This window comes from Acidobacteriota bacterium (assembly GCA_016716905.1).
Classification (GTDB): Bacteria; Acidobacteriota; Vicinamibacteria; order Vicinamibacterales; family SCN-69-37; genus SYFT01.
The window spans coordinates 661,891-674,823 of the sequence record JADJUS010000003.1 but is presented as its reverse complement, the minus strand read 5'-3'; the positions used below and the strand labels follow the sequence as shown (position 1 = coordinate 674,823).

The window sequence follows — 12,933 nt, the reverse complement described above, 5'->3', positions numbered from 1 at the left end:
CCACAGAATTGTCATTCCCTGAACACCACGGTCGCGCCACCGGTGACGCCGCGGCCAGCCACGCGCTGGGCAACATTGATGGCGAAACGTCGCGGTTTCTGCACGCGGGGTGGAAGCTGCGCGACCAGCTGCATGACGTAACGGCCCGGACGGGGACAGACGATCTCGACGACGGCCCGGTTCGATTCGATCTGCACAGCCGGCAGGCCATCCAGCTTGCGAACCGTTCCGCCGGCCACGAGCCCAGTCTTCAGCGCCCCGGCTTCAAACGCCTGCGCCCGCCGGGCAGCCGGAAACGCCTTGCCGTCGTCGGCTGGCACCAGAAAGAGGCGGCCGTCCCGCGCAAGCGGCCCGGCCTCGATCACCACTTCGAGGCGACGATCGAGGCTTGCCGGATGACCGATCACAAACGGAAAACTGATACTGCGCCGCTCGGCGATGTCCACGACGGACAAGTTGCGCTGGGCGAGATTATTGCGGCGCGTCACCATCGCGCGCCCACCGGGGACGCCGGCGAAGGCGTAGTCGTTCTCTGCCGTGGCCACAGCCAGCAGGCAGGGATGCCAGGCCATCTCGCCCCAGCCGGCAACTTGATTCGACTGCGCCGCTGACAGATCGAAACGCACGACGCGCGATTCGTTGCGGGCGAGAGAAAATGGCGCCGCATCGACGGCCACCGGACGCACGTGCAACGCGTCCTCCCCCATCCAATCGTCGGGATAGAGGAACTCCAGGCCAACAAAAGGTGTGGCGCGCACATCCACCCGCACGCCTCGCGCGGCGGCCGGCCCTGCGTTTTTCACCCGCACGGAGATGCTGTGCGCCGAACGGCGCACGAGTTCGCTTGACGCATCAGTGCCGGGATCGAAGACGTCATCTCCCACTGGCCGGATCGAGATATCGGAGCGGCTGTAGAAGTTGCCATCGGGAGGAGCGGACGGCTCCACGCCGGTGTCTCCAGACCAGTCGGCGATCATCACATCACCCAGATCCAGTGCGCGAAAGACGTTGAGCCGGCCATAGCCCATCTCCAGGTGGCGAGTGCCGTTCGGGTACCCGGGCACGTCCGCGTAGCTGTAGCCGCCCACCTTCTCGGCTGTGCGTTCGATGAGGCGGCGCACATCGGGCCCTGTCAGATCGCTGTACGCCGACATCACAAGCGCGGCCGCGCCGGCCACCATCGGGGTAGATGCGGACGTCTCACCGAAGCCGGCCGGAATGCCCAGGGTGCTCCTGAGGTAGTTGCTGAACTCGCCGGTGCCCGGCGTAAAACCCTGCGGGCCCGAGATGTCCGTGGTCGCCACGTCTTCGGCGGGCGCCATCACCGACAGTCCGGTGGGTCGGCCATCGTACAGCTCATCGCCGTAACCCGAGCCGAGGCCCCGGTCAGGCCGCTGCCACCGCCGGTCGTCGATGCCCGATCCACCACAGGCGACGACCGCCGGATACCTCGCCGGAAACACGAGCTGGGGGTCACTGTAGTTTCCCGCGGCGCCGAAGAACAGGACACCGCGCGCGACCGCGGCGTCGATCGCCGGTCGAGCCAGGCTGAACCACACTTCGCCAATGTACTTGCTCATGTTGACGACTCTGGCCCCGGATTCAACGGCGTACATGATGGCGTCGGCAAACTCAACGGTGGACCCCGACGGCGAAGCCACAGGGAAGATGCCGCAGCCGCCGGCTACGCCACTGACGCCAAGCCCGTTGTTGAGGCCGGCAGCGATGACCCCGGCTACCGCGGTACCGTGCCACACCATGGCGCCCGAGGGCGACAGCACGATCGGCGCCCCATCAGCGGATGGGTCAGAGGCGTTGCGACCAGCGCTGACGTACGCATTCACAAGATCTGGATGGGCCAGATCGCATCCTGAATCGATGACGGCCACGATCACGCGACGGTCGCCGCGCGCGAGATCCCAGGCCTGCGGCGCGCCGATGCGTGGCAACCACTGCTGCTCGGCGAAGTACGGGTCGTCAGGCGTGAACAGCCACGGCGACTGGAGCGGCACATATTCCAGTTCCGCGTCGGGGCCATTCTGCATCTTCCGGCATTCCGCGAGAAGGTCGAATGCGGTGATCGGCTTGTGAGGGGGAATCTCCAGGTAGCGCCACCCTCCAGGAAACCGGCACCTGTCGAGATTGCGGCGCAGTCCGAATCGCGCGGTCAAGGCGTCCACAACGTCGGCGTTGTGCGCGCCCGCCCGAAGGAGCAACACATTCGGGAAGGCGCTGAAGTACGCCCCCTGCCCTGTGACCTTCGCCAATCGATACACCGGAGAGATCCACGCGAGTTTCCTGCCGAGCGCCGTGGCAATCGCCTTCGCGTCGTCCAGCGTGGCTGGCGTGCGAACCGCACGGAGCCAGATGAGGCGGGGCCCGTGATTGGCGCCCTCTTCGATCGCGAGGCCGATCGCCAGAAGCTTCGTGCGCGAGGCCGGTGTGAGCACGGGAACCCCGGCGCGTCCAGGCTCGGCGAGGCACGCCAGCACACGAGACGGGTCCCGTTTCGCAACGGTGCCATCGGCCATGCGCAGTGTCGCGGGAGCAGGCATCATCCTCCTCAATCGGCTGGGAAGTGTCCGCAATCCTATCGCAACCGCCCCCGTTTCAGCGCCGATGGAGTCTCGTCCGGAGCCGGACCGGACTCCGTTCATGCCAGCTCCGATACGCCACGGTTACGCCTGCGTTACAGCGATGCCGACTCGCTGCAATACCATGCGTTCCTCGCAAGGGCGCGTGGCATGACGACGAGATGTTGACTTCGATCCTCGCTAATTTTATTGCCGGACTCGGGCTGTTCTTCAGCGGCCTGAGAATGATCGACAACAATCTGCGACAGGCCACCGGACGTCGTCTTCGTACGCTTGTGGGCAGGGTGACTCGCAATCCCTGGTACGCCGGGTTCGTGGGCCTGGCCACCGGCGCACTCGTTCAGAGCACCTCCGGGATTGTGTTCATCCTTGTGAGCCTGGTCGCCAGCGGGCTCACCACCGTACGGCGCGCATTGCCGATCGTCACGTGGGCCAACGTCGGATGCTGCGCGTTGATCTTTGCATCCGTGCTCGATCTGCGGTTGGCCATCCTGTACCTGATCGGTCTGGCGGGCGCGGCATTCGCCTTTGACCGGTCGCACCGCAGCCACGCCCTCGGCGCCGTGTTTGGCGTCGGCATTCTGTTCTACGGGATCGAACTCATGAAGGCGGGCGCCGATCCGCTCAAAGACCTCCCGTGGTTCTCGGACCTTCTCAACGACACACACAACTCCCTTCTGCTTGCCTTCGCCGGAGGCGCCAGCTTTTCCTTCGTCACGCAATCGTCGACGGCCGTGTCGATTCTGGCGATTGGGCTGGCGCAGACAGGACTGCTCGGGCCGTTTCCGACCATGATGGCGCTCTACGGCGCCAACGTCGGGTCGACGTTCTCGCGCATGCTGCTCTCAAGCGCGCTCAAAGGATCTGTCCGGCAACTGGCGGCGTATCAGGACCTGTTCAAGATCACGGGTGCCGTGCTGTTTGTGTCGCTCCTGTATCTGGAGATCTTCGGCGGCATCCCGCTGGTGCGGGCCTTCGTTGGCCTCTCGGCGGAACGGATCGACCGGCAGATGGCGCTCGTGTTTCTGCTGTTCAACCCGGTGACGGCCATCCTCTTCTCGATCATGCAGCCGTGGATCTGTGGTGTGCTCGAGTGGTGGCTGCCGGCCGACGAGCAGGAAGACCTGTCGAAGCCCCAATTTCTATACGACGAGGCGCTCAACGAACCGGCAAGCGCCCTGGACCTCATCGCAAAGGAACAACTCCGGCTGACCAGACGACTGCGCGTGTACGCCGAGGCGATGCGGAGTGGTCCCCTGTCGCCGCAACGGACACGAGCACTGGCCCTGCAGGCGCCCTTCGCGGCCGTCGTGGCGCGCATCGAACAGTTCCAGCACGACCTGGTAGACCGGCAACTCGGACCGGAAGAATCCGAACGTCTGACCAGGCTTCAGAACCGGCTCAGCCTGACGGTGTACCTCGACGACAGCCTGCGGGCGCTCACGGCGACCACCGAATCGGTGCCACTCGAAGGGCGGCTGGGCGAGCTCGTCTCCACGTTTGTGGAAGGGCTGGACTTTGTTTTGATGTCAGCCGTCGAGGCGCTCGAGTCCGGAGACCCCGCACAGGTCGCCATGCTGATTGAAATCACCGAAGACCGGGGCGATCTGATGGAGCGCATCCGGCAGAACTACCTGGCCGACGCTCCGAGCGTGGGACCGGCGGATCGGGCCGTGCTGCTCCAGGTCACCAGCATCTTCGAACGCGTCATCTGGATGACCCAGCGCCTCGCCCGGCTCATCGACCGATAGGTCGAGTCGCCGGCGCACGACCGGTCCGGTGCCATCGCGCGCTCAGAGCAATCGAAACACCGCCGCGGCGATGAGGGTCGGCACCAGCGCGCCGGCCAGCAAGCCGACCGGCGAAATGGCGCCACCAAAGAACCGACCGAGCAGCGCCTGTCCCGCCGGGTTCGGGGCATTGGCGATCACGGTCAATCCCCCGCCAACCACGGCACCTTGCACCACCGCGAGCTTCAGGGAATCGCCCAGATTCGGCACGAGTGTGGCCAGGTAGGTAATGAGCGCGTTGTCGTTGACAGCCGTCAGCGCCGTCGCGCCGAGGAACAGGGGCTCCTCGGCAAGGCTGCCGAGCACGGGAGCGATCCACCAGCCTTGCAACCCGCCGTGGATCACCAGTCCCGCGAGGAAGAACCCCACGAGCAGCGGCGTCTTCAACTCGATGCGGCTCTGGTACGGCGCGGTGGCGCGGGCAAATCCAAGGAAGAACAGAAAGCCGCCCACAAACAGCGCCGGGTAGTGAGAGTTGAAGACGGTCCAGGCCATGAACGCAAGGTGCACGACAACCACCCATCGAGGCACGGAGAGCAGCGGTGACCCAACCGTGTCGTCATCCGGCTGATCGACGTCGACAACCGGCGCCTGAGCACCCAGTGCCTGCAGCTCCTTCCGGAAAAGGAAAAAGTAGGCCCCGGTCGAGAGCAGGATCGCGATGACGGCCCGCCAGCCGAAATTCGCCAGCATGAACGGGATATCCCACTCCCACGTCCGCGCCACCATCAGCACCGGCGGGGCCGCGAACGGCGTCAGCGTGCCACCGATCGAGATGTTCACAAACAGTACGCCCAGCGTGGCGTACTTGAGGCGGGTTGAGGGTTGGAGGTCGTAGAACTGTCGCGCCAGCAACAACGCGCAGATGGTCATCGCCGCAGGTTCAGTGATGAAGGAGCCCAGGACAGGACCGATTGTCAGAATCGCCACCCACCACGCGGCCGGAGTGGCGCCTCCCGCGGCCGCCACACGCTTGAGTGCCTGTTCCGCGAATCCGATGACCGGGCGAGTGGCTGCCAGCGCCATGATGACCACCACAAACATCGGCTCGGTGTAGTTCACCGTATCGCTGAAATAGTGTGTGGCCGTGTCCCAGCCGACAAACGCGGTGATGGCGAACAGGAGCACCAATGCCCACAGGCCGAAGACCACTTCGATTTCCCCAAGAAAATGCAGGACCTCGGCCCACAGACTCGGCGTGGCCGGCCGGCCGTGTGCACGCTCCACCTCGTCGTGCCGGTGTTGTACCCCGTGCGCAAGTGCCGCAAAGCGCGCGGCCGCGAACGTGTGAATAATCGCCAGCACAAACAGGCCCGTGGCGATGGCGTTAAACGGCTCAGCTGCACACGCATCACGAGATCGGCCGCGAGCGTCTGATCCGGCATGGCCGGATAGCTCTCCAGGGCGCGCGGGAACGTGGGGACCGCAGTCGCGGTGTCGGTGTGCATCATGAGTGGCCGGCCTCGCCATGCATGTTAATGCGGAAAACAGGTAGCCGCTTCTCTACGGGGCAGCTTTGGCGTTTCGCGACCACACCACGGCGCCGGTGTCGGGGTCGAGCGCGGCGATCCGCGGATCCACATACCGAGCTGGGAGTTCGGTCCGGACCCGGCGCAGGGCACCACCCAATCTCGGCCGAAGGGGCTTCGTCGTCGGACGCCTGACCGGACGTGAAGTCCAGATCGGGTATCGGCCCCCCGTCGCCGCGCTCCATTCATCGATCGAGATATACATCTAAAAAGACGAAGTCACACAGTGACAATATCTATTTCTCTATTGACTATGATTGCGGTACGTTGACCTGACAGGAGGGGCACGATGCCGGCAACCACACCATTCCACGTGCTCATCGCAACAGACGGTTCGACCTCCGCGCGAGCGGCGATGACCACGGTCATCCGGTTGCCGTGGCCTGCTGGCAGTCAGGGGTCGGCGGTCGTGGCAAAGCAGGTGGGGGCCGACGACGGGCGGTCGATCCTGCTGACCGCATTGGACCGAACATCGGAGTTCACCGCACAGAGCGCCTCACGCGCATTGAGGAAGCGGTGGCCCGATGGTGGCGCACGAGTCGTCGATGCGTCTCCAATCGACGCCATCCTGACCGAGGCGCGGCGAGTGCGGGCGGACGTCATTGCTGTGGGCTGGCGAGGCCATGGGCCCGTACGGCGGTTGCTCGCCGGCAGCGTGTCGCGCGGGGTGGTCCGAGGCGCGACATGCGCCGTGCTGGTTGTCAGACGACCCATTCGCGCGCTCCGCTATGTCGTCATCGGCGTTGATGGTTCTGAAAACGCCACACGTGCCCTGAAGTTCCTGGCGGCTCTGGATCCGGCGCATGGCGCGCGGGCGACCGTTTTCAGCGCCGTCGACATCATGCACGCGCCGGCGCATCGACTGGCGCCAACGGCGACGCGCGCCACCGTGGCCGCGGAAGTGGCGGGGAAGGGCCCCCCCCCCCCCCCCCCCCCCCACCCCCCCCCCCCCCGCCCCCCCGCCCCCCGCCCCCCCCCGGGAGGGAGGGCCGCCCCCCCCCGGCCGGCGCCCCCCCCCCCCCCCCCCCCCCCGCGGTTTCCCCCCCCGGGGGCGCGCCCTCGTCCTGCGGTGCCAGAGGCGAGGCGGACCTCCTGCTGGCAGCGTCGCCCAGGCTCAATCGCAGTCCGGCCGGTGCTCGAGGCACGGGAAGCGAGGCGACTATGGCACGGCACGAGTGACAGAGATTCGGAGGATCCTCTGCCCGGTCGATTTTTCAGAGTTCTCGGCATCAGGGCTCGCCTGGGCCGCGGCGTTCGCACAGTTGTTCGGCAGCGACATCACCGTACTGCACGTACTTTCGGCCCCGGTCCCGCCGGTGGGTTCCGAGACGTATCCAGCCCGGCTGCTGCAAGTGCCTGACACCAGGGAGTCCATCGCGGACGACCTGCATCGGCTGTTGGGGCCGCTGTCGTCGGCAGGCGTCACGGTGCGAACACAGATCGCGGAGGGCAACACGGCGGCGGCGATCGTCCGCCACGCCGTCGAACACGACGTCGACCTCGTCGTGATGGGCACGCATGGCCGAAGCGGGTTCGATCGCCTGACGCTGGGGTCGGTGGCGGAAAAGGTGCTCCGGAAGGCCCCTGCCCTGTTCTGACAATCCCCTCCCGGCGCGGCCCGTACCGCACTGGACGTATCAGTGCGACGAATCCTGTGTCCGACGGATTCGTCAACCGGATCAGAATTCGCGATGGACTTCGCGCTTTCCCTGGCGGATCGCGCCCATGCGGCCGTGACGGCCCTGCACGTGGTTGAGACGATGGAGGCTCGGCCTGAGCTGTCGGGGGCTCTGAGTGAGTTGCAGAGGCGGCGGTGCGACACGGAGCTTCAGTTTCTTGAGGAGAGCAATGCCGCACGTGCTGGCGGGAACGCGATTACCAACGCCGTTACCCTGGGCAGGCCCTACCTTGAGATCCTCCGAATGGTGGAAGAACGCGCGATTGACGTGATTGTGATGGGCGTGCGTGGGCGTGGCCCCGTCGATATGGCATTGTTTGGATCCACCACAAACCAGGTGGAGCGCCGCGCGGCGTGCCCTGTCGTCACGGTCTGTGCACCACCCGGGCGCCACGAGGCCATGACAGCCAGTCCGTTCGCGGGTGCACAGGGTGTGCGGGAGCGCGTCCGCGCGCTCATCGAGGACGTGCGCTTCGAAAAGGGCATGACCGCGCTGATCGTCGCGAACGCCATCACGCTCGGACTCGAAACCTCGCCTGCGGTCGTCGCACGCCTCGGCGGCGTGCTTCAGGCCATCGACAGAACGGTGCTGGGCGTGTTCGTGGTCGAGTTGCTGTTGCGCGCGTTCGTCCACCGGCGTCGCTTCTTCCACGACTCGTGGCGTGTGTTCGATCTCGTCGTCGTCGGGATTGCGCTGATGCCCGCGAGCGGCGCGTTCAGCGTCTTGCGCGCCTTGCGGGTCCTGCGTGTGCTGCGGCTCGTCTCGCTGGTGCCCTCGATGCGCGGCGTGGTCAGCGCCCTGCTCACGGCAGTGCCGGGGATGGCGTCGATCGTCGGGCTGATGGCACTCGTGCTTTACGTGTCGGCCGTGCTGGCCACGAACCTGTTCGGCGCGATCGCGCCGGAGTTCTTCGGGGACCTCGGCGCCTCGCTGTTCACGCTATTCCAGGTGATGACGGTCGAGGGCTGGCCCGACATCGCGCGCAGTGTCATGGCGCAGTCGCCGCTTGCCTGGGTTGTTCTTCGTGGCCTACCTGCTGATCGCCACGTTCATGGTCTTGAACCTGTTCATCGCGGTGGTCGTCAACGCGATGCAGTCGCAGGTGTCCGAGGATCTCAAGGGGGATGGAGAGGCCCACACCCGGTTGATCCTCGACGAGGTTCGCGCGCTACGGCGGGAACTCGAGGCGTTACGCGCTAACTCGGGAGTTGTCTGATGCTCTGGATGTATCTCGGTTTCCTCGCCCTCGTGCTGCTCCTGTTGGCCCTCGACCTTGGGGTCTTTCACCGGACCGCCCACGTCGTGTCCGTCCGGGAGGCCCTGGGGTGGTCCGCGTTCTGGATTGGCCTCGGTCTCGCCTTCACACTCTTCATTTATGTCGGCTACGAGCGCCACTGGCTTGGCCTGGGGCTGACCCCCGACCTCATGACGCTGACCCCGTCGACGGTGGAAGGCGTCGGTCTCGTGTACAACGATGGCGCCAGCGCGGCGGTGAAGTACGTGACCGGGTATCTGGTCGAGAAGTCGCTCGCCGTGGATAACATCTTCGTCATCGCGATGCTCTTCGGCTTCTTCGCCGTCCCCGCGATGTACCAGCACCGCGTGCTGTTCTGGGGGATCGTGGGCGCCCTCGTGATGCGTGGCGCCATGATCGCCGTGGGTGCCCAGCTCATCCAGCGCTTCAGTTGGATCATCTACGTATTCGGGGCCTTCCTGATCATCACCGGGATCAAGATGCTGCTGCTCAAGACCGACGAGGTGGACCCGAGTCGCAACCTGGTGGTCCGGCTGACGCGCCGCCTCTTCCCGGTGACCGAGCGCTTCCACGGGCAGCACTTCTTCGTCCGCGCGGGTTCGGCCTCGTCGCGCGAGGCGGCCACGCCGGGCGCAGCCGTGGAGATGGACCGGGTCGTGGACGCGGCGCCGTCGGGCGCCCTGCTCGCCACCCCGTTGTTCCTGGCCCTCATCATGGTCGAGTTCACAGACCTCATCTTCGCGGTGGACTCGATCCCGGCCATTTTCGCCATCACGGGTGACCCGTTCCTGGTCTTTACGAGCAATGTCTTGGCAATTCTCGGGCTGCGCAGCCTCTACTTCGCTCTGGCGGGCATGATCGACGAGTTCCGGTATCTGAAGGTGTCGCTCGCGATTGTGCTGATGGTCGTGGAGTCAAGATGATGACCCACGTCTGGCTCAAGGCACTGGCGGGCGAGTATTTCAACCTCTACCTCCTCGCCGTCGTTCTGCTCATCCTGGCCGCGGGCATCGTGGCCTCGGTGCTGGCCGGGCGACGTCAGCGGGGCTGACGGGCCGCGGCGCCGATGATGTCGCCCATCACATCATCCGCCGACCTCGTGGCGCCCGGCGGTGTTCGTTCGCCAGTTCGTGGCCGTGTGGACCAGACGTGCAACGGTGCGTGCGGCACGGTCCGCCACGCGGTCGATGGCCACGGCCGCGTCAGCGTCCAGATCCTCGATCACGATCGCCCGCTTGGGGGACTGCAGCTGCACCGTCACACGGCAGCGCTGGTCCACGCCTCCGCGTGGACCGTTGATGTCGGCCACCCGAACCGTGACCGAGTGGACACGGCCGCTGAATCGGCCGAGGGCGAACTCGAACCTTCGTTTGGCGATCCTCGTGAGCCAGGCACTCGTCGTGCGAACCGTGATGCGCATTGCTACACCTCGATCATGACGCGAAGGGGCTTCCCTCGTGATTGATAGGGTGAGGCTACCGGGGAGTGGCAATATAGACAAATAGATAGTTTCATCTGTATTGCAAGGGTGTGACTATGATTTCGGAGATGCGCCCACCATGGAATGGCTGAATTACCACCATCTGCTGTACTTCTGGACCGTTGTCCGCGAGGGTGGCATTTCAAAGGCGGCCCAGAAGTTGCGGTTGTCGCAGCCGACGATCAGTGCCCAGATTCATCAGCTCGAAGGCGTGCTGGGCCAGCGCCTGTTTCAGCGTCAAGGCCGGACGCTCGTGCCGACCGATGTGGGCCGCCTCGTCTTCCGGTACGCCGACGACATTTTCAGCATCGGCCAGGAGCTGATGGAGACGCTGCGTGGCCGTCCGGCAGGACGGCCGCTGCAGCTCACGGTGGGGATTGCGAACGCGGTGCCGAAGCTCATCGTCTACCGATTGCTTCGGCCGGCTCTTCGGGGGCCGGAAGCCGTGCAGTTGATGTGCCGCGAAGGCAGCCCGGATCAACTTCTGGCGGAACTCGCGACCCACGCCCTCGACGTGGTGATCAGCGATGCGCCTGCGCCCGAACACGCGCGTGAAGGCGTTCAATCACCTCCGGGGGAATCCGACACGGCGTTCTTCGCTCCGGCCGCCCTGGCCACCCGGCTGCGCCGGCGATTCCCGGCGTCGTTGCGCGATGCGCCGGCGTTGCTCCCCGCGAGAAATACGGCACTGCGGCGCGGCATCGACGAATGGTTTGCCAAGGAGGATCTTCAGCCGCGAGTGATTGCGGAGTTCGAGGACACGGCGCTCATGAAAGTGTTCAGTCAGGCCGTGCCCGCCGTCTTCCCGGCACCGGCCGTGATCGAGAACGACATCTGCCGCTTCCACGGCGTGCGTGTGGTCGGCCGGACCAGTGCGGTGCGCGAGCGGTACTACGCGATTTCCGTGGAACGGCGATTGAAACACCCCGCAGTGGTCGCCATCACGAACACGGCCCGCGAGGACGTGTTTAAGTGATGGCGACGAGTGGCCCGACGGTGGTGGGGTGTTGGCTCTACGACCGTGGCGTCTGACGCGCCATGATCTCGGCAGCCTCGTCCGCCAACGGCGCCACGTCCACTGGTTTGCTGTCCAGCAGGGAGACGTGCGGAGTTCTGGCCGATGCCCTCGCAGCCCGACGTCTATGCGCGCTCGCTCTACGCGGCGTTACACAACGCCGATGCGAGCGGGTGCGATCATTTCCTGTGCTGATTGCGCTGCCGCCGGACGGACCGGCCCGGGCCGCCATACACGATCGTCTGTGCCGGGTGCCCCGAAGCCCCCAAAATACAAACGGCCCGCTGAGGGCGGGCCGCGTGGACGACGAATGGCAGAGGAAGAAAATGGTCGGGATGCCGAGATTCGAACTCGGGACCCCTTGACCCCCAGTCAAGAATACGGGCAAATCGCTGCAATCGCTTGAAACCAGCTGAAGCCATGTAACCCTCTGTATTACTAATGTTTACAGGGGTATTTCTTCGTTCAACCGATTTCGAAGATTTGCATTGAAGCCCTGATCAATTGTGCCCATACTGTGCCCATGGCGCGAACACGCCTGACTCCTTCACCTTTCGATCCAGTGCAGTCCCGCCTCGCGTTTTCAGATCGCTGGCTGAAGAACCGCAGCGCGGCCGACGTCGGTCGCGACTTCCGCGACACCGTAACGCGAGGGCTCATTGCACGAGTGCTGCCGAGCGGTGCTGTCCAGTTTTCGATCCGGTATCGGGTCGAAGGAAAACAGCGGCGCTTTGTCCTGGGTGACTACCCTGCGTTGAGGTTCGCGCAAGCGCGGGTGAAGGCGTCAAGAAACTTGCTTGACGTGCGGGACGGTCGAGATCCATCACGGGCCAGGAAGGCCGCGCAAGCCCGGCCGACAGATACCGTGGCGGCGCTGGTGGCCGACTACCTCAAGCGCCACGCCGTGCCCAACAAGCGCACTGCAGCGGAGGATGAGCGCGCCCTGACGGTGGAGGTATTGCCAACGTGGCGTGATCGTTCGGTCCGGAGCCTGACCAGGCGCGACGTGCGAGGACTCATAGAAGGCGTTGTCGACCGTGGCTCGCCCGTCATGGCGAACCGGCTCCTTGCAGTGATCCGTAAGATGCTGAACTTCGCGGTTAACCACGACTGGATCGACGCGAACCCGGCCGCGCGTCTCAAGAAGCCGGCACGAGAACACTCACGTGAGCGTGTCCTCAGCGACTGGTGGAGGCGGCGGGAGTCGAACTTGACAGCCGATCCAAAAATCGCCTGCATTTCGGATCTTCTAAGAAACACGAAGTTCACGAAGCACTCAATTCACCCAAATGCATGGGGTCAGGTACAAAACAGGGACATGGAGTTTCGCCCCCGATCGGCCGATTTCTTAGTGATCAATCGATGATCTTGCCGTTTGGTGGCGGCGGTTTGCCGGTGGTGCGGCACCCTCGGTGAGCGAGCCCCCGCCTGTCCAACCTGACCGGCTCCCAACGACCCGGCGGCCAATCCCGCGGCCGAACGGGCGAACCGTGTGCCACACTGACAAGGATGGCTAATACGCTGACGGATAGAATCGAAATTCGAACGAGTCGATCCACCCTCAAGCCTCAATCGGGAACTCTCAAGCTTC

The 12,933-nt window shown here is 65.0% G+C and carries 7 protein-coding genes and 3 pseudogenes; 7 read left to right on the top strand and 3 right to left on the bottom strand.

Annotated features, from left to right (window positions below; genetic code table 11):
- Positions 1 to 11: 11 nt before the first annotated feature.
- Positions 12 to 2,558: a S8 family serine peptidase gene (locus tag IPL75_03310; GenBank protein ID MBK9239291.1), complete on the bottom strand. Its 2,547-nt coding sequence runs from the start codon at positions 2,556 to 2,558 to the stop codon at positions 12 to 14.
- Between the two features lie 197 nt (positions 2,559 to 2,755).
- Between IPL75_03310 and IPL75_03305 the strand changes: the two genes are divergently transcribed.
- A complete protein-coding gene (locus IPL75_03305; GenBank protein ID MBK9239290.1) occupies positions 2,756 to 4,345 on the top strand; it encodes a Na/Pi cotransporter family protein in 1,590 nt (529 codons plus the stop codon).
- A 42-nt stretch (positions 4,346 to 4,387) separates the two neighbouring features.
- On the opposite strand, the gene IPL75_03300 is transcribed toward IPL75_03305, so the two are convergent.
- Positions 4,388 to 5,854, bottom strand: a complete 1,467-nt coding sequence (locus tag IPL75_03300; protein ID MBK9239289.1) for a putative Na+/H+ antiporter — start codon at positions 5,852 to 5,854, stop codon at positions 4,388 to 4,390.
- A gap of 348 nt (positions 5,855 to 6,202) precedes the next feature.
- On the opposite strand from IPL75_03300, the gene IPL75_03295 reads away from it, so the two are divergent.
- From IPL75_03295 to IPL75_03280, 4 genes and pseudogenes are all read left to right on the top strand, one after another.
- Positions 6,203 to 7,273, top strand: a complete 1,071-nt coding sequence (locus IPL75_03295) for a universal stress protein (protein MBK9239288.1) — start codon at positions 6,203 to 6,205, stop codon at positions 7,271 to 7,273.
- A 268-nt stretch (positions 7,274 to 7,541) separates the two neighbouring features.
- Positions 7,542 to 7,964 (top strand): annotated as a pseudogene (locus IPL75_03290) (universal stress protein).
- 27 nt (positions 7,965 to 7,991) lie between these two features.
- Positions 7,992 to 8,808: pseudogene (locus tag IPL75_03285) on the top strand (ion transporter).
- Positions 8,808 to 9,898 (top strand): annotated as a pseudogene (locus IPL75_03280) (TerC/Alx family metal homeostasis membrane protein). Before IPL75_03285 ends, IPL75_03280 begins: the two co-directional pseudogenes overlap by 1 nt.
- 33 nt (positions 9,899 to 9,931) lie before the next feature.
- Here IPL75_03280 and IPL75_03275 read toward each other — a convergent pair.
- A complete protein-coding gene (locus tag IPL75_03275) occupies positions 9,932 to 10,267 on the bottom strand; it encodes an HPF/RaiA family ribosome-associated protein (protein MBK9239287.1) in 336 nt (111 codons plus the stop codon).
- A 139-nt stretch (positions 10,268 to 10,406) separates the two neighbouring features.
- Here IPL75_03275 and nhaR point away from each other — a divergent pair, with 139 nt between their 5' ends.
- Both nhaR and IPL75_03265 read left to right on the top strand, forming a co-directional pair.
- Positions 10,407 to 11,303 carry a transcriptional activator NhaR gene (gene nhaR / locus IPL75_03270; GenBank protein MBK9239286.1) on the top strand — a complete coding sequence of 299 codons (897 nt, stop codon included), beginning with the start codon at positions 10,407 to 10,409 and terminating at the stop codon, positions 11,301 to 11,303.
- A gap of 562 nt (positions 11,304 to 11,865) precedes the next feature.
- Complete coding sequence (locus tag IPL75_03265) at positions 11,866 to 12,708, top strand: integrase family protein (protein MBK9239285.1); 843 nt, start codon at positions 11,866 to 11,868, stop codon at positions 12,706 to 12,708.
- The last annotated feature ends 225 nt before the right edge of the window (positions 12,709 to 12,933 follow it).